Here is a 25,418-nt window from a genome sequence, read left to right as displayed (position 1 = left end):
CCTTATTTGACGGTCGATGGAATGGCGAGTTCTTCGATGCGCGGTTTGAAATCGAGCTGTTGGAGCAAGCCGAGGTAATCAGCTTCGGTCACCTCGTCCCAGCGTTTGCCGAGCAGCGCCAAGAGCGCGGCTTCCATCACGTTGGTGCCGAACGAGCGGCCGCCGATATTCGGCGTGCTTGTGATCAGCCGCGCGACTCCGCGAGCGCGCAACTCCTCGATGTCCGCCGGCGTCACGGTGTTGGTGAGCACGGTCTTGCCGCCCAAGTCGGCGGGCATGTGCTGGCGGATGAAGTGGAAGTCGCCCGCGATGACGCTCGCCGCGGCGTAGTAATGCGGGAACTTCGGTTCGGGCGGCTTCTCCTGTTTCTTGCCGGTCGGATAGAAGAATTGAAACGGCAGCTTGCAGGCGTCGGGCAGATATCGCTCGGCGAGCGCTTCGAATTCGACGAGCGATGTGACCGGCTTGTCGACGCCGAGCGCGAAGATGAAGTCTCCGAACGTCACTTTGGCGCCGGCGGCCACCAGCGCTTGCGCCATGCCGAAACGATCGAGCGCGCTGACCATGAGCACCGGGAGATCGCGGAAGTCGATGACGCCGTGCTCCTGCAGATACTTGACCGTTTCGCGTTCCAAGGTGTTCTTGAGTCCGCTGCCGTCCACGACCGGCGTCTTCTTCACCGAGTCAAGCATCCGAAGCCCGTCGCGCAGCGCGTAGCGCTTGCTGCCGGCGTAAAGATACACGTCGATGCCGCCCAGTCCGATGGCATCCACGCGCCCGTCGAGGCGGCGTAATTCTTCGATCGCCCGGTCGAGCGAACCGTCGAAGCCCACGCGCGAGATGTCGAAGTCCTCGCCGAGCCACCGCACCGTTGCCCGGTGATCGCGCGTCGATGATCCCAGGCTCACCGAAACGACGCGCTTCACGTGCCTTGGACCACGATGCCGCCCGGGGATCTGCGCCGAGCGGCGAGCGCGCGCGCGGCGCGGGCTCGCTTGCGTATGCGGGCGATCTGTTCTTCAGTGACGGCCTTGTCGAACGCGCGCATGCCGGCGAGCTTGAAGCCGTGCTTTTCCGCGAGCCGCTCGATCTCGAGCACCTTGTCGAGGTTGATGCCTCGGCCGAGCGAGTAGTTCACGAAGCGCTCTTCGAGCGTGAGGATCATGGTCTCGGCCATGCACGCCAGCGCAGTGCGCGGGGGCAGTCCGAAATCGAAGTTGAAGTTGAGCTTCTTGCCCGGCACGAGTATGTTACCGCCCTCGGTGACGAGCACATCGTCGCGCTCGGAGGCGACGCGTCGCGAGACGTCGTGCGGCAGCGACACCTCGCACACCACCGCGCCCGGGCGCAGATCTTCGGGCTCGACCACGCTGGACGTAGAAGCGGTGGCGGTGAGTATGAGGTCCGCGCTGCGCACCGCGGCGCGGATGTCGACGGTCCAGTCGAGCTGCGCGCTCACGTGGGGCTGCATTGCATGCGTCAAATTTTTCAGCCGCGTCGCGTTGCGCGCCACCAGCGTCACCTTCGCGACCCGGTTGCCGAGGATCTGCGAGCATGCCGAACCGATGCTGCCGGTCGCGCCGATCACCACGGCATGCGCGGAAGAAACGCGGATCTTCAACTCTTTTGCGCCGCGGAAAAGGCTCTGCATCGCAGCCGCGATCGTATACGAGTTGCCGGTGGTGACCGCGATCGAGGGGCATTCCTCCGCCACGGTCACGCCGCCATCGCCCACCACCGCGGTGAACCCGCCCAGGCCCACGATGTCGCAACCTAGTTCGATCGCGACCTTGGCGCCGTTGATCACGCGCTGCACGGCTTCCGCGCGCGGGAGTTCCAGCCACTGGTCGGGCAGCAGCGGCACGGCGATGAAATGTCCGCTGACCTCCTTGCCGGTAATGCTGCGCACGCCCACGATGTCGGATACCCTGTAGGCAGGCATCCATTCGAGGATCTTCCTTATCAGCGGCTTGCCCTTGCCCACCGCGCCGGGCTCGTACCGGATGACGTCCTCGTACGAAAGGGGGTGGACCAGGAATCCGAACTTACGCAAGTTCAAGAGTTTCTACGTTCCCTCGCTTTTCGCCTTGAGCGCCTTGAGCATCATGACCGAGTTCTCTTCGACCTTTTTGTGCAGGAGCGGGCCGATGAGTTCGGCGAGCGTCGGCACGCCGAAGTCGTAGTCCACGCCGAGAACGACGTGCGTCTTTCCGTCGCGCTCTTCGAACGTCCAGCTGCCCTCGAATTTGTCCAGGTCGCCCTCGATGAGCCGGTAGTCGATGCGCGTGCGGGCGTCGTCGAAGATGTCCTCTTCGGTCCATTCGATCGGCGCTTCTTCGACCAGCGTCTTCCAACGCGTGATGGTGACGTTGCCCTCACGTTTGAGCACCTTCACGGATTCGACATCGGGCATGAAATCAGGATAGCGCTCCATCTCCTTGGCCAATGCATAGATGGCTTCGGCGCGGGCCGCGATATCGATTGAAGTTTCTACGTAGGGCATTCGCTCATCACAAAAGGCGCCTGAGAGAATCTCGCAGCGCCTAGCTTCGGTGGCTCAAATCCCCGAGTTGTGCTTTGGCTTTGGCCACTCCTTGTTCGAGCAGCGCCATCGCTTCGTCGATCTCCGTTTCCGTCACGACGAGCGGCGGCTCGAGCCGGATGACGCGCTGCTGGTTCAACGTGTAGGCGACCATCAAGCCGAGCTTGAGACATTCGGGGATGATGGCGCCGCCGTAGCCTTCATCGGTGAGTTCGAGTCCGACGACCAGTCCGCGGCCGCGCGTCTGCGCGATCACGTCCGGATGGCGCGTCATGAGCTTGGTGCTCGCGACGAGCAGCCGCTCGCCGAGAACCCGCGAGCGCTCCGCCAGCCGTTCCTCGAGCAGCACTTCCAGCGCCGCCAGACCGGCGGTGCACGCGAGCGGATTGCCGCCGAACGTGGAGGTATGGATGAGCGGGGATTTGCCGAACGCGTTCATCCACACGTCCGGCTTGGAGATCGTGGCGCCGATGGGGATGACACCCCCCGACAGGCCCTTTGCCGCGGCGATGACATCAGGAACCACCTTTTCGTAATCCACGCCCCATAGGTAGCCCGTTCGCCCGAGCCCGGTCTGCACTTCATCCGCGATGAACAGCGCGCCGTGCTTGTCGCACAGATCGCGCACGCCGCGCAGGTAGCCGTCAGGCGGCACGATCACGCCGCCCTCGCATTGGATCGGCTCGACGATGAACGCGGCGGCGCCGGGCAACGCCGCATCGAGCGCGTCGAGGTCGCCGAAATCCACGTGCTCGAACTGGGGCACGAGCGGCTTGAACGAATCCTTGAACAGATCGCGGCCCGTGGCGGTGAGGCTGCCCATCGTCTTGCCGTGATAGGCGTTGTGCGTCGCGACGAGTTTCGTGCGCTTGGTGGACAGGCGCGCGAGTTTGAGCGCCGCTTCGACCGCCTCGGTGCCGCTATTCGAGAAAAAACTGATCTTGAGGTCGCCCGGCGCGAGATCCGCGAGCGCTTTCGCGAGCGCGGCCTGCTTGGCGTTGAAGAACACGCGCGAGGAGAGCGCCATGTCCTCCAATTGCGCTTTCACCGCCGCGACGACTCTCGGATGCATGTAGCCGAGCGTGAACACGCCGTAGCCGCCGCAGAAATCCAGGTACGATTTGCCGGTGTGGTCCCAAACCCGGCAACCGCGCGCGCGCACTTCGACCGGCGCGCCCGCCATCTTCATGAAGCGCGCGAGCGGCGGGTTGATGAACTCCTTGTACGCGGTATAAACCGTGTCGAACAATGCTCCGGGATCGCCGTCGGCACTCATACGAAAGTTAGCCTTCGGCGGCTCCGCGCGCGCCCACCTTTCCGTTGGCGCACTAGGGAACACCGCGCCCGTTTTCGCGCTGATCGTATTGGAAGCCGTGAGGGACGACAGTCAAGTACCTGTCCAAGTATCGACTAAAAATCAAATTTGAGTCAGGTTGAACGCGGCCATCGAAGTACAAAACGAGATGCCCCTCGAGGGGCAGAGGCCCAGCGCCGGCCGCGCCTGCGACATACTCGACGACGAGCCCGTGATTTGGAAGCCGCTCATAACCTTCGCGTCCCGGATGCACGCGAAACCAGAGGATGTTCGCGCGCTTGGCGGCGGGCAACATGGTCATCACCTTTCCGAATCACGACGTGGTCGACCCAGGTCACGCCCGCAGGGATGTGCGCGTCGATTCGATCGTCTGCAATCGACCTTGCGGGGATCGGCCAACCAACGTCCGCCACCGGCGGTAATGTGCTAACCACAAAGCCCGGTGCAAGACTCGGCGTCGCTGACGAAACGCTACGCGAGGATCGGCTGCAGCCGCAGCACACGAGAAGACTAGCCACTATGGCTAGACACGCTGGAATGGTGCGAATGCTGCTCGAGGCGCTAACGCCTATGCCAGCTTTGCGCCGCAGTTGCCGCAGAACTTCGCGCCGGGCGCGGTCGGCTGGTGACATTGCGGACACTGCGCCGCGGCCGTCGACTTGCCGCACTCGGGGCAGAATTTCGCGCCCGCGGCGATTTGCGCATGACAATTGGGGCACGCCATCGTGGCCGCAGCAGCTCCGGCCGCGGCCGCAGCGTTGGATGCCGCTCCTTGCTGCATGGCTTGATTGATCATGCCGGGCACCATGAAGCCGAGCCCCGCGCCCATGCCGATGCCGGCAGCCGTGCCCGCGCCGCCGCTCGGGTTTTGCGCCGCGTCTTCCAGCGAGCGCGCCGCCTTGTATTGCATGTACTGGCCCATGTTGCCGACCACGCCCATGCCGGTGCGCTCGTCGATGACTTTTTGCACTTCATCGGGCGGCGTGATCGCGTTGATCAAGAAGTCGACCAGCTCCACGCCGTATTGCGCGAAGTCGTCTTTCACGCGCGCTTTGGCGGCGGCGTCGAGCGCGTCGTAGTACTTGGGCAGGTCGAGCACGCTCTTCACGGTCTCGCCGAGCAGGTTGTTCAGCCGCGACACGATGATGTTGCGGAAGAAATCCTGCAGCGAATCCGACGTGTAGACGTTCTGCGTGCCGACGATCTTGTTCACGAAGAGCTGCGCATCGGTGACGCGCACGCTGAAAATGCCATACGCGCGCAAGCGCACCATCGCGAATTCGGTATCGCGGAACAAAATGGGCTCAGCCGTGCCCCAATGCAAGTTCGTGAAGACTTTAAGCGCGACGAAGTACACCTCGGATTGGAACGGCGAGGTGCCGCCGAACGGGATCGAAAGCAGCCCGGTGATGAGCGGCAGGTTCTGGGTCGAGAGCGCGTAACGGCCGGGCCCAAAGGTGTCGAGCGCCTTGCCGTCGCGGAAGAACACCGCTGACTGGCTCTCCTGGACGATGAGCTGGCTGCCCCACTTGATGTCGGTGGAGCCCTCCTCCGGCCAGCGGTGGACGATCTGCTGCCCGGTGTTGTCGAAAAACTCGATGACGGAAAGTCCGAGTGCCATTGCTTCTGCTTTCTTAACCTCGAAGGGCGCCTAAAGAGCGAAGTGGTCCGCGCCTACATACCTATAGGTTCGGCAGAGGTTTCAAGGCTCTTGACGTCGTGTCCCGCAACACCTCGCGCTCCGCAGGGGTTGGGCGGACGCTCCCGGTACGGACCCATGCTACTATTGGTCGCATAGGAGGACCGTCATGAGAGCTTTCTTTCGCTTCGCTGTGTACTTCATCGCCGCGGGCGTCGTTCTGGTGGCGTGCGCCAAGCAGGGTGGATCGCAAGGCGGCGGCCTTTTCGGCGGCAACAGCGCGCCGCAGAGCACGTTTCCGATGATCTCACCGAACACGGTCGTGACGGTCGGCAAGTACGACGACAGCCCCGAGATCGAGAAACTGGGTTCGAATATGTTCGGCGAGGGCCAAGACCAGTATAAGCCCTACATCGGCTCGCAGGAGTTGATCAAGACCAGCGCATCGCTTGAGGACCTTCGCAAGTGGCTGCATCAAGTCGTAGCGTCGCCGCCGCCGGATCTGATTCCGACTGACGCTACCACGTTCCGCGACAACGAGGTGAATGGCGCGAGTGCGATCGCCTCTCCGGCCGCGGGTGCGACCGCGCAGCCCTCATCGGCACCGGTTGATCCTTTCGTCAACACATTCCAGACGTTCGGCCTGGTGCCGGCAGGCTTCTTCACCAAAGACCGCGGACGCGTCGTGCTGGTCATGATCATGGATCCCAAAGCGGTAGCGGACCACCTCGGACCGACCATGGACCTGATGGACCAGTACGACAAGTTGCCCGCCATGATGCGCGGCGGGATCGACGAGGTGGCCAAGAAGAACACCGGCATGTCGATCTCCGACCTCATGAACACGAATACGCCGATGGGCATGATCGTCTACGCCGCGCGCAATTACAAGACAGAAGACACGCGCGCGATCATCCTGATCGACGCGGTGCGCCAGCCGAACCCGTTGCCGACCCCGCAAGCGACCCATACCTAAGCGGGCATGTCGCTGGAAGTCTGGAGCATCGCGGCCTCCGTTGGGACCTTCGTCGTCATCACCGTGACGGCCATAGCCGCGTTCGTCCAGCTCCGCCATTTGCGTACCAGCAACCAGCAAGAATCGCTGCTCACGCTCGGGCAACGGCTCAATGACAACATACCTTTGATCAGCTTCGTCTATTTCGAACTGCCGGAGCTGATGAACTCCGAGGAGTTCCGTCGCGATATCGGGCTCGTGATCAATCGCGACCATCACCCCGAACTGATCGTTGCCGGTTTTTTCGACGAACTCGGAGCGTTGGTGAAGAATCGGATGATGGACGAATCGCTGCTCATGGAGTTCGGCGGGGGAGCCGACTCGATTCTGTGGTGTTGGAAAAATCTCGCCGGCGTCATCGCGATCCGCCGCCGCAATGCCCCCGCCGCCTACGAGAACTTCGAGTTCATCGCATCGAGGGCCAAACGCTGGAAGGAGCGCTTTCCCAAGGGGACGTACCCGGCACGCGAACCACGCATGCCGCTCCCGCCGGAAAAGCCCGGTTGATGCTTAGACGGTCGGCAGGCCGTCGAAGAGGTGCTTGCGCGCTTCGAAGCGGCGGTCGAATTCGGCGGTCAGCGCGTCGAGCTTGTTCAGCGCCGCGCCGAGTTTCGCGGAGTCCGAAGCGCTAGATTCTATTTCGGACGCGGCGGCGTCAAACGAGCCCAAATCCTGCATGATGCCCAAGTCGTACTGATACAGCCGATCGAGCTCAGGCTCGCCCAGTTGAACGCGATCGAACACGGCTGAATAGCCGTAGTCGGCGAAGCGCATGCGATCGATGAGCCGTTCCAAGCGCCGGCCCGATTGATCGATGAGCGCGAGCGCGTCGAGATCGCCCTGCCGAGTCAGTGCGTCGACGACGCCGCTCAGGCGGCCATTGATCGCGGTCAATCGCTCGCCGATCGTGGCTCGCAATTGTTTGTCGGAATTGCGTCGATCCTCGATCGCTTTGTATCCCGCAAATCCCGGGATGATGCTCGCCAAATTGCTGAGCAGGTGGCCGATGCCTTGCGTCGGGCCAGCTTGCTGCGGCGGCGCGGGCGTGTGTTGCGGCGCACCCGGCTCGGGGGTTGGTACCGGCACCGGGGCCCGGATGGCGGGCGTCGGGGTTTGCGATTGGTCTGACATCGGTGTCTCCTACTCCGGGGCTAAAGCCCCGGCACTACACCCGAGCTTCGCTCGGGTCGCTACATTTTATATCGCCCGGCGTGGGCGGAAGTTCCATTTGGTTTTGTCCCGCTGGACTTAGCTCGCGAGGGCCTCCATGGGGGTCCCCACGCTTTCGGGTTCGCGCGTGCGCGCGATGTCGAGTAGTTCCCGAACGGCGTCCACACCCGGTGTGTTATTGATCTGCTCGCGCAGCGTTGAAGCATCGCGGATGCCCTTGATGTACCAACCGAGATGTTTGCGCATCTGCAGCACGCCCGATTTCTCGCCGTAGCGATCCACCATGGCGTCCAGATGCAAGCGCGCGAAATCGATGCGTTCGCCGACGCTCGGCTGGGCCGGCGCGGGCTCGCCCCGCATCGCTGCCGCGATCTCTCGGATGAGCCACGGATTTCCCAGCGAGGCCCGGCCGACCATGATGGCGTCGACGCCGGTCTCGCGCAGCCGCCGCACCGCGTCAGCCGCCGAACTGACGTCGCCGTTGCCGATCACCGGCACGGTCAGCACTTCCTTGAGCCGCGCGATGTGCGCCCAATCCGCGCTTCCTTTATAGAACTGTTTTCCGTAGCGGCCGTGCAGCGTGAAGGCTTCGATGCCCACCGCTTCTGCGCGCCTGGCGATCTCCACGAACGTGAAGTTATCGGATTCCCAACCCAGCCGCATCTTCACGGTGACCGGCACTCGCGTGACCGCCTTGCGCACCGCCTCGCAGATCTTCACGGCGAGGTCGGGGTCGCGCAAGATCGCGGCGCCGTCTCCGCCCTTGACGATCTTGGGCGCCGGACACCCGAAATTGATGTCGACGATATCAGCCCCGCATTCTTCGACGAATGCGGCGGCTTGCGCCATGACTTCAGGATCGCTGCCGTGGAGCTGGACCGCCGTCGGCCGCTCCTCGGCGTAAACGTCGATCATCTCGAGCGTGCGCCGGTGCATGCGCACGAGCGATTGCGCCGACACGAATTCGCTCACCGTCAAACCGAGACCGAACGGTTTGAACAAGCGTCGGAACAGGGCGTTGGTCACGCCCGCCATCGGCGCGAGCGCCAGCGGCGGGAACATTTCGAGCTTGCCGATGCGAAGCGGTTTGATGTCGTGCATGGAACGAAGCAACTGTTCGACTAATGACCGGGATGCGCCTCGCTGGCAGGCGTGTCACGGCCTGCGACGAAGCTCGGCCGATACGGAGGAGTGCCATGCACAAATATCTTCTTTTGACGATCGCGAGCGCCGGCGCGCTCGCCTTCACGTTCAGCGTCGCACCATGCGCGGCTGCGAATCTGCGCGCGATCGCTTTCGTCAATACCAGCACGGGCTGGGCTGCCGGCGACGGCACGATCGTCGCGACGACCGACGGCGGGCGCACCTGGCACTCGCAATACACCGGACGCGTTCAGTTCACGTCGTTGAGTTTCACCCCCGGCGGCAGCGGGTGGGCCGCGGGCGTCGATCCGATCCGCGGCAACGGCATTCTCATGGGCACCAATGACGGCGGACGCAATTGGAAAAAACTTCCGGAGCCGCGAAACTCGCTGCGCACCATCAGTTTCTCCGAGCCGAGTTTTGGACTCGGGGTCGCCGGCGGCTCTCCGATGGCGCCCAGCGAGGCCACTGAACGCTCCACGCCGTTCTTCGGCGGCCGTCTTGCCGTCGCATCGAATCAGGGCTACACCTGGCGCCTGGAGGATCAGCCGCTGCTGATCGATTCGGCCTGCAGCGCGGGCGCGTATGCATCGTTCGTCGCGTATCAGGCGGCCGTGCTCGTCAGCAAAAATTTCGGCACCGACTGGCAGCACGCGTACTCGGCGCCGGTGGACACGCATATCACGTGGTACGCGACCGTGCGCTGCAACGGCGGCTCCGTGTGGGTGCTCTTCGCCACCGGCGCGCGCGGAATGCAGCAGCGTTCCTATCTGCTCGTGCGCGGCGACCAGACGGGCAACAACTGGAATCCGGTGCTGCAGAACAAGAGAACTCCCGATGCCTATCCGCAGGTGAACGTCGCCGATGGACCTGCTGAGGCGCCCGGCGACTACTCGGTGCCCGACGCGAACACCGCGTTCGTGCTCGGCATCTGTCTGCCGTGCCAGGACGCCGGCGCGGTGACGATCATCAGCACCACGGACGCCGGCGCGCACTGGACGTCGGTTTCGACGATCCTAGGGATCACGGCCGCGAGTCCGCCGGCGATCTCGTTTGTCGATTCAAGCCATGGCTGGGTAGCAGGCGTGAACGGCAGCAAGGGCGTGGTCCTCGCGACCGGCGACGGCGGGCGTTCGTGGAAGCAGGTCTATTCGAAATGACCGGCGCGCTCCTCGATGTCTCGCCCGCGATCTTCCGCGACGTCGTTTCGGTGCGCCGCGATCTGCACGCGCACCCGGAACTCGGTTTTGAAGAGCATCGCACCGCCGGCATCGTCGCGGAACGCCTCCGCGCATTGGGATACGAGGTCAAGACCGGCGTCGGCGTGACCGGCGTCGTTGGCGTCCTGCGGACGAAAAAACCCGGTTGCACGATCTTGCTGCGCGCGGACATGGACGGACTCCCGATCACAGAAGAGAGCGGCGTCGATTTCTCGTCGACGAATTCCGGCACGATGCACGCCTGCGGCCACGACGGACACGTGGCGATTCTGCTCGGCGCGGCTCAGATGATCATGGAGCGCCGCGATCTGCTGTGCGGCACAATCGTCCTGTGCTTCCAGCCGGCGGAGGAGGGCAAAGGCGGCGCAAAGGCGATGATCGAGGATCGCTTGTTGGACGACCCGCACGTGGAGCGGGTCTACGGTCTGCACCTCGCTTCGCTGTATGCCTGCGGTCAGGTGCTCGTGCGCCCGGGGCCAGTCATGGCATCGAGCGATTCGATCGAAGTGACGATCCGCGGCCGCGGCGGGCATGGCGCGGCGCCGCATCAGACGATCGACCCGATTTGGACTGCCGCGCAGTTCGTCAACCAGGTCCAGTCGGTCGTGAGCCGGCGCGTCGACCCGATCGAGCCCGCGGTCGTCACGATCGGCGCCATTCACGGCGGCACGATTCACAACGTGATCCCCGACGAGGTCAAGCTGCTCGGAACGGTGCGCGCCTTTTCGGCGCTAGAGCGCGCGCAGATGAAGCCTCGCATCGAAATGGTCCTCTCGGGCTGCTGCGGGGCGTCGGGCGCATCCTACGACTACCAGTATCTCGAGCGCTATCCCGTCACGGTCAACGACGCCAAGGAGGCGGCCTACGTGCGCGAACTCGCGGCGCGCACGGTCGGCGCCGAGCGCGCGGTGGATTTCACGCCGACCATGGGCGCTGAAGACTTCTCGTTCATGCTGCAAAAGCGCCCGGGCTGCTTCTTCTTCATCGGATCGCAAAGCGACGAGCGCACCGCGGTGCCGCATCACAACGCGCGCTTCGCGATCGACGAGCGCGCGCTGGAGACCGGCGTGCAGATGATGACCGCGCTGGCGCTTGACGCCCCGAAAAACCGGGGCTAAAGCCCCGGCACTACATTCCGGCTGCCGCTAGGTATTTGCCGAACCAGGCCAAGGTGCGCGCCCACGCGTCCTGCGCCGCCGCCGCGTTGTATGATTTTCGCTGGTCGTCGAAAAACGCGTGGCCGGTGTCGGCATAGATCTTGAAGTCGTGCGGCGTTTTGAGCCGCTGATCCAGCGCGCGCACGTCGTCCGGCAAGATGCTCGTGTCTCGACCACCCCAGCTGCCGATGACCGGCATGCGGATCTCATCTGAATATGCCAGCGCCATGTCGGTGATCGGCCCGGTGTCGCTCGTCCCGTATCGCACTTTGCCGTAGAAAATGGCCGCGGCGTCGAACGTCGGCGTGTCGACGGCCGCGCGCAGCGCTATGCTGCCGCCCATGCAGAACCCGAGCACGCCGACTTTGGGCGGACGTTGGGTAGGCTGCGCGTGCGCGCGCGTGCGGATCCACGCCGCACCGGCGGCGATATCTTTGTCTACTTGGTCGTCGGAGAGCTTCGAAGCGATCTCCGAGAACGGTTTGTAATCGGTTGCGCCGTCACCGCTCGGCGGATTCCAGCGCGCGAACAGATTCGGCGCGATGGCGACGTAGCCGGCCTTCGCGAAACGGCGCACGACGTCGCGGATCGAGGTGTCCACGCCCCAGATGTGCTGCACGATCACCACGCCGGGCGTTTTTTGGTTCGCGTTCTTCGGATGCGCGGCGTAGGCGTCGATGTTGCCGTCGTCGCGCGCCAGCGTCGGCCGCTCGACCCGGATGTCCGGATCGTTTTCCGGCACGATCGGCGCGTGCGGCTTGCCATAGTCCTCACCGGCGGCGAGCGCCGCTCCCATTGAACTTGCCGCGCCCGCCGCGACGGCCGTTACGCCGATGAAGGTCCGGCGGCTCAGGTCCGGATTCGTGGAATGCAACGGGTCGATGTGCTCGCGCATGCGATTGCCTCCATTTCCGGGGCTAAAGCCCCGGCACTACACTTTTAGGCGGCGGGTCCAAGCGGCCAGCGCTACGAGCAGTTCGCGCAATTCTTGGGCGACATCTTCGTCGGTCAACGCGCCCGCGTCGTCGAATTTCTGCCACGCGCGTGCGACGCGCATTTCCGGCTCGTTGAGGATCCACATGTTCGTCTCGACCGCGACGTGACGCAGGTGCAGCTGCGCGCGCACCGTACCGAAGCCGCCGGCCGAGGCGCCCGCGATGGCGGTGGGCTTGTCGTTGAGGCACGAATCGTCCGGCGGGCGCGAGGCCCAGTCGATCACGTTTTTGGTGACGCCGGAAAACGAATAGTTGTATTCCGGCGTGACGATGAGCAGCGCGTCCGCCGCCCGGATCGCCTCGCGCATCGCGCGCACCGAAGGTGGTGTGTTCGCCGGCTCCAGGTCCGCGTTGTACAGGGGTATCTGGCTGATGTCGATCGTTTCGATGCGCATGCCGGGTGGCGCCAGTTTGCCGGCCGCCCGAAGCAGCATTTTGTTGTAGGATTTTTCGCGCAGGCTGCCCGCGAAGGCAGCCACGGTCAGCGGGGCGTCGCTCATACGGCTGGCGCCGGGCCTTCCAACTGGTCGCCGCTTCCTCCTCGCCGTGCCATGATTTTTATGCGGCCGGAACGGCCAGCCGCACGGCGTCGGCCAGCGTGAACTCGCCGTCGCGAGCGGCCGGCAAACCCGGCTGCCATGAAGGGTCTGCGCTTCGATAAGAGGTCGGATCGGCATCGATGATGCCGATCAACGTCTCGGCGACGATGCGGCCGCCGACTTCGCCCAAGCGCTCGCCGTTGTGCCTCGCTTCGGCTTCGCGCAGGATGTAGTACCAGAGCGGCGTCTCGCCTTTCCACCCGTATTCCCCGAGGCCGGCTTCGGCGGCGTCCAGCGGTTCGGCGCCGATGTGCCGCGCCACCGATTCGCCGGACGGGAGATTCAACGCGTTCGCGCGCAGCAGATCGCGGCACGCCAACGAGTGGTACTCGGGCAAGGCGGTCGCGCCCACGACCGATTCCGGCAAGTCGATGAGCGAGTGAGCCATGCGCGCGCGGATGCGCGCGCTCGCTTGAGGACGCGTCTTCGGGTCGAGCTCGAGAAAATAACGCCACTCGACGACTCGTTCCGGGGGCACGAACCTGCCGCCGGCCAGGTCGGGGAATATCTCGGCGAAGGTTTTCGCATTAAGCCGGTACTTCACGCGGATCTGCGCGTGGCCGAACCGATACGCGGCGTCGGCGAACTCGACCGGGATGAACGGCCGGCTCCCGGTCTGATAATAGCGAAGACCTCGCTCCAGCAGCTCGCTCATGAGGTCTTCGCCCACGGTGAGCGGCAGAAATTCGTGCAGCACGATCCACTGCAGATGCCAGCGCACGTTGCGTTGCGCCTGCGAGAAGGCCTCACTCGGCGCCGCCCCGTCTTTGCGCACGTGGTCGACGACTTTGTTGTGGAACTTCAGCATCGTCAGATGCAGCTGGGAGATGATCCCGTGCACGTCGTTGCGCGGATCGCCAAGCAATGCGCGTCCTTGCCGATTGCGAGGCAGGTCGTTCTGATCCGTTGCAGCGTTATTGCCCAAGAGGAATTTATCCGGGTCATCCGCGTCGTAGAGGTAAGGCGCCCCGCCGGGGCCTGCGCCGTATAGGGACTCGAAGTCGAGCGCCGGCGTCCGGAAATTGCGGATCTCACGCAGCCGCGCATGATGCTGCAGCAGGCTGCGGTCGGCCGTGACGTCGTGAGCTAGCATGTGGCCGAATATCGTGTGGCCCGCCGCGATGCGCGGATTGTCCGCCTCGGGGACATCGCTCACGACGTCCATCGCGGCGCCGGTCCGCCCCAGCGCGAGCAAGAGAGGCTCGTCCACCTTCAAGCCCTCGAGATCGGGAAACATCCGGCGATATTTGCCGCCGGCGCCGCCCGACAGTCCCTCTTTGAGATCCAAGTGGAGAACACAACTATGAATAGCCATCGGTTAGGCTTGGGTTCGCCAAGCCGAGTTCCTCCTGGACTAATGTCGGGCTATTTCGCTCGGCTGCGCGCTGCGGCGCCGGCGGGCTTGGCCTCGTTCGGGCGCGAGCGCGCGGCCCAGTGGTAGATGCCATCGAGCACGAGGCGTTCGTCTTTCGCCTGGAAGATCTCCATGTGCGGCGCGATCAAGTCGGCGAGACCGCCCGTCGCGAGCACGGTAGGCCGCGGGCCGCCCATTTCGAGCGCGATCTTCGCGACGAGATACTCCACCTGTCCCATGAAGCCGAAGATGATGCCGGATTGCAGCGAGGTCGGCGTGTCGGTGCCGATCGCGGACTCGGGCTTGACGAGCGGCACGCTCATCAGCTTCGCCGCGCGTCCGATCAGCGCGTCCACGGAGACCTCGATGCCAGGCGCGATCGAAGTGCCGATGTACTCGCCGCGCGCGTTGACCGCCGCGAAGGTCGTGGCGGTTCCGAACTGGACCACGATGAGCGGCGCGCCGTATTTGACCACGCCGCCGATCGCGCCGCCGATGAGGTCCGCGCCGAGCTCCGCGGCGCGCCGAGTCTTGACCGGCACGATGGTCTGGCGCGCCGCCGACAAGAACTCCGGCCTGCAGTTGAAATAGCGCTGCGCCATGCCGGTGAGCGCGCGATACAGCGCCGGCACGACGCTTGCCACCGCCACGCGGGTGACCGCGCTGCGCTTCACGCCGTTCAAGCGGAGCATGCCGTCTATCGAGGCGGCGAGATCGTCGCCGGTCTGTTGGCGGTCGGTGGCCGAGCGCCACGTATGCACGAGCGTGCCCGCTGCGGCGCCTTCGGTCTCGAAGAGCCCAAATTTGATATTGGTATTGCCGACTTCGATCGCGAGCAGCACGTCAGCGTTCGGCTCGCAACGTCGCGACACGATCGAGAATCGCCGCCGCGACCGCGCTCTTCGATCCGCGCGGCACCTCTTGGCGGCCGTCGCGTCCCCACAAAATGGTCACCGCATTTTCGCGGGCGCCGAACGCGCCGTCGGGGCCGCCGACGCGGTTGGCGATCACGCAATCAAGCCCTTTGCTTTCGAGTTTCGCGCGCGCGTTCGTCTCGATATCATCCGTTTCGGCGGCGAACCCCACCACGAAACAGCCTTTGGGTCCGTGCGCGGCGACGTCGGCCACGATGTCGGGATTGCGCGCGAGGGTCATGGTCAGTTCGGCCGATTCTTTTTTCACCTTGTGCGCAGCGACAAGCTCGGGCCGAAAGTCCGCCACCGCGGCGGCGCCGATGAAGATCTGCGCACCCGGTAGATGTTCCAGCACGGCGGCGTGCATCTCACGCGCGCTCGTCACCGCGACCGTCTCGGCGATTGCCGGCGGTCGCAATTCGGTTGGGCCATAGACCACCGTGACGTCAGCCCCGCGCGCCGTGGCTTCGGCAGCAAGCGCGAAGCCCATCCGGCCGGTGGCGGGATTGGACAAAAAACGCGCCGGGTCTGCGAACTCGCGCGTCGGCCCCGCCGTGATGAGCATGCGCACGCCTTCGAACTGATGCGTGCGGGCGATGACGCGGCGCACCGCCGCGACGATCTCGGCCTCATCCGCCAGACGGCCGCTGCCGACTTCGCCGCACGCCAAGAAACCGACGCCCGGCTCGATGAACTCAAAACCGCGCGCTTGGAGACTGGCGATGTTCTCTTGGGTCGGCGCGGCTTCGAGCATCGCGGTGTTCATGGCCGGCGCCACCAGCACCGGCCGGCGCGTCGCGAGCACGCTCGTGGTCAGCAGATTGTCGGCGATGCCGTGCGCGAGTTTCGCAAGCGTGTTGGCGGTGGCGTTGAGCACCAACATCAGCTCGCTCTTGCGCACGAGACCGATGTGCGCGATGTCCCATGTCGAGTCGGTCGCGAACATATCGGTGTGGACGTCGTTGTTCGACACCGCCTGGAACGTGAGCGGCGTGATGAATTTCTGTGCCGACTCGGTCAGGATGACGTGCACGTCTGCACCGGCCTGACGCAACGCGCTCACGACCCCCGCACACTTGTACGCAGCGATGCCGCCGCACACGCCCACGAGCAGCGTCTTGCGGTTCAGATCGGCCAGGGGTTGGTCGTTCGGCATGCTTATGGTGTTTTGAATTCCAGGTTGTCGATGAGCCGGGTGGCTCCCGCGAACGCGGCGCCCACCGCCAGCAGCGCGGCTCCGGCCGGCGCCTCCGTGAGGGGTTCGAAGCGCGCTGGGTCCACGACAGCGAGGTAGTCTAGTTTCAATGGAGGCAAGACGGCTTCCGCCTCCCGCAGGGCTGCGGAGACGTCGCGCTGACCCCTGCTCAGGCGCTGGGCCACGAGCTGGAGTGCGCGAAAAAGGCGCCCCGCTTCGCTTCGCTCCTGCGGCTTGAGGTATGCGTTGCGCGACGACAGCGCTAGGCCGTCGTCTTCTCTGACGGTCGCGCAAGCCACGATTTCGATGGGCAAATCCAGATCGATCACCATGCGTCTCACGACAGCGAGTTGCTGCGCGTCTTTTTGTCCGAAGTAGGCGCGCTCCGGCCGGATGATGTTGAACAGCTTGAGCACGACGGTCGCGACGCCGCCGAAGAAATGCGGGCGCCGCTGCCCCTCAAGACTCGCCGCGACCGCCCCCGGAACGACTGCGAACTGCGCGTTTGGGGGGAACATCTCGCTCTTGCCGGGCGCGAACAGGATGTCGGCGCCGTGGCGCTCGAGCCTTGCGCTGTCGGCTTCTGGCGTGCGGGGATAGCGCTCGAAATCTTCGCTTGGCGCGAACTGCAGCGGGTTCACGAAGAGCGACACCACCACCGACGCGCATTCGGCGCGCGCGCGCGCCACGAGCGACTCGTGACCCGCGTGCAACGCTCCCATCGTCGGCACAAATCCAACCGGCGCGGAAAGCTTATCGCGCGCCGATCGCAGCTCGGCTATGCTGTCTATGCGCCTCAAGGAATTTCGAGGACGCGCAGCAGCGTGCGACCGACCACGAACGGCGTGCCTGTCGCAATGGCCGTGCGGTCTTTCACGGGTCGCCCGTCGAGAAATGTGCCGTTGCTGCTTTCCAGATCGCTCAAGAAAAGCGCGCCGTTTTCAACGTTCACGCTGGCGTGGCGGCGCGAAACGCTGCGGTCGGTCGAGAGCACCGCCTGCGCATTTTCATGATCTCGTCCGATCGTGATGGCCTCGTCAAACGGCCAGCGTTTGCCGTCAAGCGGGCCGTTCATCGCTTCGATACAGTACATCGGCGAGCGGCTGTTCGAGGGTCGAAAAAGGGGTTCCCGCGCTACGTCTTGCGGGACCGAGCGGCTGCAAAGTGTGATTCAAAGTGTGACGGCTTTGGCGGGAAATACCGCTCATCTTTGCGGCCCCGGTGGCCGATGAGAAGCATAGAGGGAAGTCCCAATCTTGAAAAATCTCCATGAATCCGAAATGATGGACATCGACCCCGTGGCGCTGCGCGAGGCGGAGCGAGAGTTTGCCCAAGGCATCCTGGACACCATGCCGGGCAAAAGCGTCGCCAGCGCGACCTACGAAGAAACGCGCGTGGTTGTGACCATGACTGACGGGTCGGAATACTACTTCTACGGGTTCCTAGGAGAGTCCAGGCCCCGCTAGCTCCGCGTTTGCCGGCGCGTGTCTTGCGCGTCCACGAATTCCAAAACAGCAGTTCGATCATCGGGATCCATCGACGTGAAAGCGACCCCGTGATGAAACTTTTTTTCGCCGCCTAAGAAGGCGCTGGCCACCGCGCGCCCGCGCGCGCGAATCGAACGTTCCGATCCGGGCAGCCGGAACTTGATCTCGAGGACGGCGTGAGCCGGGAGATCGTACGAGGCGACCAGGCGCATGCCGCCTGCGCCGAGGTCAAGCGCCGAACCCGCTCGACCGGCAGCTTCGCCTTCGAGCGTGAATTCAACGGGCAGCGACACCGACACACGCACGTAGTGACGCCTATGAAGATCCCCCATCACCGGAGAGTATTCTCTCGCCGCCGACGTGGGCCTTCAGGATTGGGCCATGACGGCGGCCGCCGCGCTCATCGTCGCGAGCATGCCGTGGCCCGCATCCATGCCGCCCTGCAAATACATTTCGAACGGCTCGCGCAGCGGCGCGTCGCACGAAAGCTCGAGCGTCGAACCAGAAACGAAGGCGCCTCCCGCCATGATGACGGGCTCGGCGTAACCCGGTACCGGTCCAGGTTCGGGCGCTGCCCTTGCGTTGATGGGCAGCAGTTTTTGCAGGCCGCGCGCAAATGCGACGATGTTGGTCACGCTCTTCAACCGTATCGCCTGGATGATATCCGTGCGCTGCTCGCCCGTCTTGGGAGACACGACAAAACCGAGCCGCGCGAACAGCGCCGCCGCGAAGTCCAAGACTTTTAGACTTTCCGCCACCGCGCGCGGGGCTCGGTGCAGACCGGCGAGCATCCAGCGTTGACCTTCGAGCGTCGGTCCAACGGCGCCGCCCAAGCCGGGCGCGAAGACGCGGTCGGCCACGCGGGCCACGAGCTCCGGCGTGCCCGCGACGTAGGCGCCCGTCGCCGCCATGCCGCCGCCTGGATTCTTGATCAACGAGCCTACTGCGACGTCGGCGCCGACGGCGCCCGGCTCGCGCGCTTCGACGAGTTCGCCGTAACAGTTGTCCACCACGATGATCGCGCGCGGCGCATGCGCGCGCTTCAGCTCCACCAGCTTGGCGATGTCGGCGATGTTGAGCGAACGGCGCGGCGCGTAACCGCGGGAGCGTTGGATGAAGACGACATCGGGGCCGACTCGAAGCGACGCGATGACGTCCTCATCGTGCAGCTCTTCGTCGGCTTTCCACGGCGTCTCGGAATAACGCACGCCTGTTTTGGCCAAGGCGTTGGGCGCGTCCGCCAGGGCCATGCGAAGCGTATCGTAGGGCCGGCCGGTCAGCATGCACAAGCGGCCGCCCGGAGGCGTCAAGGCTGCGATGGTGGCCACGATCGCTTGGGTGCCGCTGGTCAGCTGCGCGCGCGCAAGGACAGCCGGCGCGTCGAGGATCTCCGCGAGCAACGCTTCGTATGCTTCGCGGCCGCGATCGTGGTAAGCGTACCCCGTGCTGCCCGCGAGATGAGCGTCGTCAAGGCCGGCGCGCGCAAAAGCGGCCACCACCTTGCTCGTGACCTCGAGCGCGGTGACCTCGCGCCCTGCCCATGCCGAGGCGCAATCGTCGATGGCGCCTTCAGCCGCTGCCACGACGGATGCCGGAAACGAAAAGCGCTGCGCCGCGCCGCGCAAGACCGCTTTCATCGCAAGGGCTCGTCCGGCGGGATCTCGTGCGGCTGCCGTTCCGGGTGGCGTTCGACCTCGAGCTCGTGCTCGCGGATCGCCTCGGCGGTCTTGACCAATTGCTCTTCGGTGGCCGGCGCTTGGCGCACCGCTTCCTCAAAAGTCCGGTAAAAAGGAAGATAGCAGACAAACGTGATCGCGAAGTTGACGAACACGAGCACCACCGCTCGCCAGTCCCCGTGCAGCAGCACCGCTCGCCAGTCGCCGTGGCCCGTCGAGGTGGTCAGCCATGCGGCGATCGGCGCGGGCAGCGCACCCGGCAAGAACACGGTGGTCTTGTTGACCAGCCCGAACCACATCGCGCCATACGTCACCGACGCGAGGAGCAGGGGCACGACGACGAACGGGATCGTCAACGACGGATTCATCACCAGCGGAATCCCGAAGATCAGCGGTTCGTTGATGTTCAGGAAGCTCGGCAGCAGCGAGGCCATGCCGAGCTTGCGCAATCGCGGGATCTTCGAGCCCAGCATCATCAGGTTGAGCGAGATCGTGGCGCCCGAGCCGCCGAGGAAAATGAACACGAACAGCGTGATGGTCACGATGTGCTCGGGTTGTTGATGGTGGATGATGGCCTGGCCGTTTTGATCGATCGCAGCGAGGAATACCGGGGTGGTGATCGCAGCAAGGAATGCCGGGCCGTGCACCCCTGCGCTCCACAGGAGCACTTGGAGGAACACGACCAGCAGCAGCGCCGGCAGCGTGTCCCCGACGCCGACCAGCGGCTTGATGATGCCAAGCGCGACGTCGGCGATGCTCAGGTGTGAAGGCGAGAGCGCCGCCGCGATGCCGCCGAAGAAGATGCTGGCGGCGATCGCGGCCGCGGCGATCGCCAGCGAGCGGTTGCGGATCAGGCGGTGCGACCAGCGCAGAAATTCGCCCGTCGCCAGACTCACGATGAGCGCCAGGAAAAGGCTGCTGGCCGATAGGTTGCCCAGCAAGACCAGCGGGTCGTGGGGTATCGGGCGCGGCAGGGAGATGCCGAATGCGGCGAAGCTGAGCAAGATCGCGGCGGCCTGATTGTAGCCGAAACGCAAAGCGAGATGGTTGGCCAGCAAGATCGTCAGCGCGACGCCCATTGCGCCGAAGCCGACGTGGTACGCATCGAGGAATTGCGCGAAAACGTCCTCGCGCGGCAGCATGAAGAAAGCGATCACGGTGCCGGCGATGAGGACGTAGAACGTGGGCTGGATGGCCGCGCGGATCGCGGCTAGGTGCGGTTCGTCCGCGGCCCGCTGAAGGGGCGGAAGCAGGCGCACTTCGAGCGCGCCAACCGCGGCTTCGAGTCCGCGCATCGCCGACCGCTTCAACGGCCTTGCGCCCTAGCCCGCGCCGGAAGTCGCTTTGCGGCTGCGCGCCCGCTCCGCGGCCTTGGCCACCAGCGTGGCGAACAGCGAACGGCTCGGGCCGTCCTGCCCGACCATCTCTTCGGGGTGCCATTGCACGCCGGCGAAGAACGGGTGCTCGTCGCGCGATTCCACGGCTTCGACGATGCCGTCGCGCGTTTTGCCGACGGTGGCCAGATCGTAAGCCACCGTGCGCAACGCCTGGTGATGCAGCGAGTTTGTCGACACGGTGGTCGAGCCAAGCGCAGTCGCCAATCGCGAGCCTGCGCTCAAGTCTACGGGATGCGTCGGCTCGCTGCGCGCCGCTCCCGGCGTCTGCTGGTGACGCACGATGAAGCCGGCCGGCGCGTCGTACTGATCGTCGATGTCCTCGAAGAGGGTGCCGCCCAGTGCCACGTTCATCAGTTGGATGCCGCGGCAGATGCCAAGCGTCGGCAGTCCCGATGCCTTGGCGCTGCGCGCCGCATCGATTTCGAAATCGTCGAGTTCCTTTGGGCTTGGTTCCACGAGCGGATGCGGCTTGCTCCCGTAGCTTTCAGGCGCGATGTCCTTGCCGCCCGGGATCAGCAACCCATCGAAAGCCTCCAGCGCGGATGCCACTGCGTCGGCGCCGCCCGAGACGAACAGCAGCACCGGCTCGCCGCCGGCCTGTTCCACGGCGGCGCGATACTTCGCGCGCGCGCCGGGTTTGCCGGCATCGTCAGGTCCGACGGTGATGGCGATTCTTGGGCGCATTCTACGTCCGGGTTACCCCCTAATAGAAAAGAGGCCTGCCACCTGGCTAGACCCCTTCCGCAACGTTTGTAGTGCCGGGGCTTTAGCCCCGGATTAGAGTTTCCTTATAACCGCGGAAACCTTGCCCACGATCTGCACATCCGTCGCGTAGATCGGCTCCATGAATTTGTTCTCGGGCTGCAACCGGATGCGATTGGCTTCCTTATAAAAGGTCTTGACGGTCGCCTCGGTTTCAACGCCTTCGACTTGCGCCACCACGATCTCGCCATTTTCGGCGACCTGCGTCGGCTGCACCACGATGAGGTCGCCATCGAGGATGGCCGCGTCCATCATGGAGTCGCCCTTCACGCGCAGCATGAACGAGCCGGATTTCGCTACCAAGTTGGACGGCAGCGCGATCTCTTCTTCGATGTTTTCGGAGGCGGTGATGGGGATGCCGGCGGCGACGCGGCCGAGTAGCGGCAGCGTGACGACTTCGCGGGCATGGTCGGTGCCTGAAACGAGCGCGCGTGGCTTGGTCGGGTCGCGGTGGATCAGTCCTTTGCGCTGCAACGTGCGGAGGTGGCTTTGGACGGTCGAGCTGCTCGACAGTCCGACGCGCTCGCCGATCTCTCGCACCGACGGCGGGTAACCGTGCTCGCGCCGATAGTCGTTGATGGTATCGAGAATGGCCTGCTGCCGCGGCGTCGTCTTGCGATCCACAGAACTATACCGCCTTCCCAACTGCGCCGCTATGCGGGACGAAGAGCGACGCCTCTAAACCGTCGATTACGCTAAGCGACGGGGCAATACGGATTCTATCATGGCCCGCGTCCCAAATGCAAACGTTTGTTCGAAAAAACCTTGACACTCGTGCTCAGCCGGCGGTAAGATTAATCTGAACTAGAACACATGTTCGAGCCGAAGCTCGGAGGAAAGTCCTATGTACTCCTACCGCCGCCGATCGCGGGTGACCCTGATTCCCCTCATCCAATTGCTCTCCCTCGTGCTGGTGTTCGCCATGCCGGTGGTGTGGGCGTCCCAAGTCTTCACGTCCAGCCCCGCGCGCTTTGACAGGGTCGTCGTCACTCGCGGTGACACGGTTTGGAGCCTCGTGGCACGCAGATCGGAGCCGGGCACAGACGTCAACGAAGCCGCCTATAACGTGATGGCGGCGAACCACCTCAAGGCTGACGCCAGCCTCCAGCCGGGCCAGGTCTTGCTGATCCCCAGATAACCAGAAACTCCCCCCACAAGAAACACCCAATTGTAGTGCCGGGGCTTTAGCCCCGGTCTTTTTTTTGGTTTCCCGACACTCGCGGTCGCACTGTCCCGATTGACGGGTGTTTTCAGCATGTGCTATTCTGGGCGTTGTATGGCATTAACGAAAGATCACAAAACGACAGTCATCGGCAAGCATAAGCGAGCCGACAACGATACCGGGTCGCCCGAAGTCCAAATCGCACTTTTGACCGAAGCGATCAACGAGCTCACCGGCCACCTTCAAACACATAAGAAGGACCACGCCAGCCGGCGCGGTCTTCTCATGAAGGTGGGCAAACGGCGGCGCTTGCTGCGCTACTTGGAGAGCTCGGATCTCGAGCGCTATCGCAAGATCGTGGGCGAACTCGGCCTGCGACACTAGTCACAGCTGCGCTCGATTCCAGGGATGCTTTGCCTACATTAAGAACACTGTATTCGTCTATTTAACGATATTGTTAGCATAGGCGCGATTGTGGTCGCGCCGCATTAGGAGGTCCCCCCTTGCCAGAGTCCGTCAGCATGGAGCTGGGCGGGCGCACGCTCACTATCGAAACGGGTGAGCTTGCACGCCAAGCCAGCGGCTCCGCATTTGTCCGATACGGCGAAACCTGCATCTTGGCAGCCGCCACCGCCAGCGCCAACCCGCGCGAAGGCATCGATTTTTTCCCGCTCACCTGCGATTACGAAGAGCGCATGTACGCCGCAGGCAAGATCCCCGGCGGCTTCATCAAGCGCGAGGGCAGGCCCTCAGAAAAGGCGACGCTCACCGCGCGCCTGATCGACCGGCCCATCCGCCCGCTTTTCCCCGACGGTTTCCGCCACGACATCCACGTCATCTGCACGGTGCTTTCGGTCGACCCTGAAGTCGATCCGGATGTCGTAGCGCTAGTCGGCGCGGGTGCCGCTCTGGCGGTGTCAGCTATCCCGATCGAGGGCACCGTCGCCGGCGTGCGCGTCGGCATGGTGGAGGGCGAGTACGTCGTCAATCCCACGCCCGCGCAGCTCGAGAAGAGCATTGTCGACGTCATCATCGCCGGAACCGAAAAGGCCGTGATGATGGTCGAGGGCGGTGGCAAAGAGGTCTCGGAAGAGACGTTTTTGGGCGCCGTCGAGTTCGGGCATCAGCGCCTGAGAGAAATTCTGAAGATCGTAGGCGAGTTGGCGCGCAGGGCGGGCAAGCCGAAGCGCGAGTTCCCGCTCTTCCTGCCGTCGCCTGCGATGCGCCAGTTCGTCGACCAAGCCTTTGGCGACGACATCAAGCACGCCATGCGCGTCACCGGCAAGCAGGAACGTGAGCGCGCGTTCGACGCCGTCACTCGCACAGAGGCGCTGCGGCGCATCGTCGGTCTTCCGTTAGAACACGAGTTGCGCCCGTTGCTCGAGGACCCGCGCAACCACGACTTCGACAAGTGCGTGAAGGGCCGCCAAGAGGACGAGTTGCGGACGATGGTCGTCGACGAGGGGCTGCGCCCCGACGGCCGCAGGCTCGACGAAGTGCGCCCGATTTCGGCGCGCGTCAGCGTCGTGCCGCGCACGCACGGTTCCGGACTGTTCACGCGCGGTGAGACACAGATCTTCACCGCCGCGACGTTGGGCTCGATCTCGGACGAGCAGCGCATCGATGGCCTCGGCCCGATGACGTTCAAGCGCTTCATGCATCACTACAACTTCCCGCCGTACTCGGTGGGCGAGACCCGGCCGATGCGCGGTCCGGGCCGCCGCGAGATCGGACACGGCCTTCTGGCGGAGCGCGCCATCGCGCCGATGCTGCCGCCCCAAGATGCGTTCCCCTATACGCTGCGGTTGGTCTCTGAGACATTCGAAAGCAACGGCTCGTCCTCGATGGGCTCGGTGTGCGCGAGCACCCTTGCGCTCATGGATGCCGGCGTGCCGCTGCCCAAACACATCGGCGGCGTCGCCATGGGTCTGATCCTCAAAGACGGCCGAGCCGGCATCCTCACCGACATCCAAGGTTTGGAAGACGCGCTCGGCGAGATGGATTTCAAAGTCGCAGGCACGGTGGACGGCATCACCGCGGTGCAGATGGACATCAAGGTGCAGGGCATCACGATCGACATCATGCGCCGCGCCATGGAGCAAGCGCGCGAAAGCCGCATGCACATCATCGGCAAGCTGCGCGACGCCATCGCCGCGCCGCGCAAAGGTCTTTCGAAGTACGCGCCGCGGATGTTCGTGCTGGAGATCCATCCGGACAAGATCAAAGACGTCATCGGCCCAGGCGGCAAGGTCATCAACAAGATCGTGGCCGAGACCGGCGCCAAGATCGACATCGAAGACGACGGACGCGTGTTCTTGGCCTCGCCGGATGCGGCATCGGCCGAAAAGGCGCGCCGCATGGTGGAGGACATCGTCAAGGACGTCGAGGTCGGCGAGGTCTATACGGGCGTCGTCAAGCGCATCATGAACTTCGGTGCGTTCGTGCAGATCTTGCCGGGCAAGGAAGGCTTGATCCACATCTCGCAGCTGGCGGCGCATCGCGTGAATCGGGTCGAGGACGAAGTGAACATCGGCGACGAGGTGATCGTCCAGGTGCGCGAGATCGATCACCAAGGGCGGATCAACCTGACGCGCAAGGGCGCGGGCGCCCCCGAACCCGCCCCCCGCTAAACGGTCTTTCTATCCCTAATGTAGTGCCGGGGCTTTAGCCCCGGTC

General features: G+C 64.3%; 27 protein-coding genes. 8 read left to right on the top strand and 19 right to left on the bottom strand.

Annotated elements, in window-relative coordinates; translation table 11 throughout:
- Nucleotides 1-2: 2 nt before the first annotated feature.
- The 5 genes from VN934_06650 to VN934_06630 all read right to left on the bottom strand — a co-directional run bounded on the left by VN934_06650 (nt 3) and on the right by VN934_06630 (nt 5,478).
- Nucleotides 3-926, bottom strand: a complete 924-nt coding sequence (locus tag VN934_06650) for a hypothetical protein (GenBank protein HXM18476.1) — start codon at nt 924-926, stop codon at nt 3-5.
- Nucleotides 923-2,053, bottom strand: coding sequence for an NAD(P)H-binding protein (locus VN934_06645; protein HXM18475.1), 1,131 nt, complete (start codon nt 2,051-2,053; stop codon nt 923-925). Before VN934_06645 ends, VN934_06650 begins: the two co-directional genes overlap by 4 nt.
- 12 nt (nt 2,054-2,065) lie before the next feature.
- Nucleotides 2,066-2,503, bottom strand: coding sequence for an aromatase/cyclase (locus VN934_06640; GenBank protein HXM18474.1), 438 nt, complete (start codon nt 2,501-2,503; stop codon nt 2,066-2,068).
- A gap of 40 nt (nt 2,504-2,543) precedes the next feature.
- Nucleotides 2,544-3,818 carry an aspartate aminotransferase family protein gene (locus VN934_06635; GenBank protein ID HXM18473.1) on the bottom strand — a complete coding sequence of 425 codons (1,275 nt, stop codon included), beginning with the start codon at nt 3,816-3,818 and terminating at the stop codon, nt 2,544-2,546.
- Between the two features lie 607 nt (nt 3,819-4,425).
- Complete coding sequence (locus VN934_06630; protein HXM18472.1) at nt 4,426-5,478, bottom strand: SPFH domain-containing protein; 1,053 nt, start codon at nt 5,476-5,478, stop codon at nt 4,426-4,428.
- Nucleotides 5,479-5,665: 187 nt separating this feature from the next.
- Here VN934_06630 and VN934_06625 point away from each other — a divergent pair, with 187 nt between their 5' ends.
- Entirely contained in the window at nt 5,666-6,472 is an 807-nt protein-coding gene (locus VN934_06625; protein ID HXM18471.1) for a hypothetical protein, read from the top strand.
- Nucleotides 6,473-6,478: 6 nt separating this feature from the next.
- Nucleotides 6,479-7,018 carry a hypothetical protein gene (locus VN934_06620; GenBank protein HXM18470.1) on the top strand — a complete coding sequence of 180 codons (540 nt, stop codon included), beginning with the start codon at nt 6,479-6,481 and terminating at the stop codon, nt 7,016-7,018.
- A gap of 3 nt (nt 7,019-7,021) precedes the next feature.
- On the opposite strand, the gene VN934_06615 is transcribed toward VN934_06620, so the two are convergent.
- Nucleotides 7,022-7,642 (bottom strand): hypothetical protein, encoded by a 621-nt coding sequence (locus tag VN934_06615; GenBank protein HXM18469.1) that lies wholly within the window; start codon nt 7,640-7,642, stop codon nt 7,022-7,024.
- Between the two features lie 117 nt (nt 7,643-7,759).
- Nucleotides 7,760-8,782 carry a tRNA dihydrouridine synthase DusB gene (gene dusB, locus VN934_06610; protein ID HXM18468.1) on the bottom strand — a complete coding sequence of 341 codons (1,023 nt, stop codon included), beginning with the start codon at nt 8,780-8,782 and terminating at the stop codon, nt 7,760-7,762.
- A gap of 95 nt (nt 8,783-8,877) precedes the next feature.
- Between dusB and VN934_06605 the strand changes: the two genes are divergently transcribed.
- Together VN934_06605 and VN934_06600 are read left to right on the top strand one after the other, a co-directional pair.
- Nucleotides 8,878-9,984, top strand: coding sequence for a YCF48-related protein (locus tag VN934_06605; protein ID HXM18467.1), 1,107 nt, complete (start codon nt 8,878-8,880; stop codon nt 9,982-9,984).
- Nucleotides 9,981-11,162 carry an amidohydrolase gene (locus VN934_06600; GenBank protein HXM18466.1) on the top strand — a complete coding sequence of 394 codons (1,182 nt, stop codon included), beginning with the start codon at nt 9,981-9,983 and terminating at the stop codon, nt 11,160-11,162. The genes VN934_06605 and VN934_06600 overlap by 4 nt, the downstream gene beginning before the upstream one ends.
- 10 nt (nt 11,163-11,172) lie before the next feature.
- Here VN934_06600 and VN934_06595 read toward each other — a convergent pair whose 3' ends face one another.
- The 7 genes from VN934_06595 to VN934_06565 form a co-directional block, all read right to left on the bottom strand.
- Nucleotides 11,173-12,096 carry a dienelactone hydrolase family protein gene (locus tag VN934_06595; protein HXM18465.1) on the bottom strand — a complete coding sequence of 308 codons (924 nt, stop codon included), beginning with the start codon at nt 12,094-12,096 and terminating at the stop codon, nt 11,173-11,175.
- Between the two features lie 36 nt (nt 12,097-12,132).
- Nucleotides 12,133-12,696 (bottom strand): NADPH-dependent FMN reductase, encoded by a 564-nt coding sequence (locus tag VN934_06590; protein ID HXM18464.1) that lies wholly within the window; start codon nt 12,694-12,696, stop codon nt 12,133-12,135.
- Between the two features lie 58 nt (nt 12,697-12,754).
- Nucleotides 12,755-14,083 (bottom strand): heme peroxidase family protein, encoded by a 1,329-nt coding sequence (locus VN934_06585; protein ID HXM18463.1) that lies wholly within the window; start codon nt 14,081-14,083, stop codon nt 12,755-12,757.
- A 77-nt stretch (nt 14,084-14,160) separates the two neighbouring features.
- The gene (locus tag VN934_06580; protein HXM18462.1) at nt 14,161-15,021 is read right to left on the bottom strand and encodes a type III pantothenate kinase; all 861 of its coding nucleotides are present in this window, start codon (nt 15,019-15,021) and stop codon (nt 14,161-14,163) included.
- Nucleotides 14,993-16,219, bottom strand: coding sequence for a bifunctional phosphopantothenoylcysteine decarboxylase/phosphopantothenate--cysteine ligase CoaBC (gene coaBC / locus VN934_06575; GenBank protein ID HXM18461.1), 1,227 nt, complete (start codon nt 16,217-16,219; stop codon nt 14,993-14,995). The genes VN934_06580 and coaBC overlap by 29 nt, the downstream gene beginning before the upstream one ends.
- Nucleotides 16,220-16,221: 2 nt before the next feature.
- Nucleotides 16,222-17,058: a pantoate--beta-alanine ligase gene (gene panC / locus VN934_06570; protein HXM18460.1), complete on the bottom strand. Its 837-nt coding sequence runs from the start codon at nt 17,056-17,058 to the stop codon at nt 16,222-16,224.
- On the bottom strand, nt 17,055-17,333 hold the full coding sequence (locus VN934_06565; protein ID HXM18459.1) for an FHA domain-containing protein: 279 nt from the start codon (nt 17,331-17,333) through the stop codon (nt 17,055-17,057). Before VN934_06565 ends, panC begins: the two co-directional genes overlap by 4 nt.
- Before the next feature lie 181 nt (nt 17,334-17,514).
- On the opposite strand from VN934_06565, the gene VN934_06560 reads away from it, so the two are divergent.
- Nucleotides 17,515-17,724: a hypothetical protein gene (locus VN934_06560; GenBank protein HXM18458.1), complete on the top strand. Its 210-nt coding sequence runs from the start codon at nt 17,515-17,517 to the stop codon at nt 17,722-17,724.
- On the opposite strand, the gene VN934_06555 is transcribed toward VN934_06560, so the two are convergent.
- The 5 genes from VN934_06555 to lexA all read right to left on the bottom strand — a co-directional run bounded on the left by VN934_06555 (nt 17,721) and on the right by lexA (nt 22,204).
- Nucleotides 17,721-18,050, bottom strand: coding sequence for a PilZ domain-containing protein (locus VN934_06555; GenBank protein ID HXM18457.1), 330 nt, complete (start codon nt 18,048-18,050; stop codon nt 17,721-17,723). The two genes, VN934_06560 and VN934_06555, sit on opposite strands and share 4 nt — an antisense overlap.
- Before the next feature lie 63 nt (nt 18,051-18,113).
- Nucleotides 18,114-19,382: a methionine gamma-lyase family protein gene (locus VN934_06550; GenBank protein ID HXM18456.1), complete on the bottom strand. Its 1,269-nt coding sequence runs from the start codon at nt 19,380-19,382 to the stop codon at nt 18,114-18,116.
- Nucleotides 19,379-20,716, bottom strand: a complete 1,338-nt coding sequence (locus VN934_06545) for a PTS transporter subunit EIIC (GenBank protein ID HXM18455.1) — start codon at nt 20,714-20,716, stop codon at nt 19,379-19,381. The genes VN934_06550 and VN934_06545 overlap by 4 nt, the downstream gene beginning before the upstream one ends.
- A gap of 27 nt (nt 20,717-20,743) precedes the next feature.
- Nucleotides 20,744-21,502, bottom strand: coding sequence for a gamma-glutamyl-gamma-aminobutyrate hydrolase family protein (locus VN934_06540; GenBank protein HXM18454.1), 759 nt, complete (start codon nt 21,500-21,502; stop codon nt 20,744-20,746).
- A 93-nt stretch (nt 21,503-21,595) separates the two neighbouring features.
- The gene (gene lexA, locus VN934_06535) at nt 21,596-22,204 is read right to left on the bottom strand and encodes a transcriptional repressor LexA (protein HXM18453.1); all 609 of its coding nucleotides are present in this window, start codon (nt 22,202-22,204) and stop codon (nt 21,596-21,598) included.
- Between the two features lie 247 nt (nt 22,205-22,451).
- Between lexA and VN934_06530 the strand changes: the two genes are divergently transcribed.
- From VN934_06530 to VN934_06520, 3 genes are all read left to right on the top strand, one after another.
- Complete coding sequence (locus tag VN934_06530; protein HXM18452.1) at nt 22,452-22,718, top strand: LysM peptidoglycan-binding domain-containing protein; 267 nt, start codon at nt 22,452-22,454, stop codon at nt 22,716-22,718.
- Nucleotides 22,719-22,856: 138 nt separating this feature from the next.
- Nucleotides 22,857-23,126: a 30S ribosomal protein S15 gene (gene rpsO, locus VN934_06525; protein ID HXM18451.1), complete on the top strand. Its 270-nt coding sequence runs from the start codon at nt 22,857-22,859 to the stop codon at nt 23,124-23,126.
- 119 nt (nt 23,127-23,245) lie between these two features.
- Nucleotides 23,246-25,372, top strand: a complete 2,127-nt coding sequence (locus tag VN934_06520; GenBank protein HXM18450.1) for a polyribonucleotide nucleotidyltransferase — start codon at nt 23,246-23,248, stop codon at nt 25,370-25,372.
- The last annotated feature ends 46 nt before the right edge of the window (nt 25,373-25,418 follow it).

The sequence above is a fragment of the Candidatus Tumulicola sp. genome, from assembly GCA_035601835.1.
In the GTDB taxonomy this organism is placed as follows: domain Bacteria; phylum Vulcanimicrobiota; class Vulcanimicrobiia; order Eremiobacterales; family Eremiobacteraceae; genus DATNNM01.
This window is presented reverse-complemented; position numbering and strand designations above follow the sequence as displayed.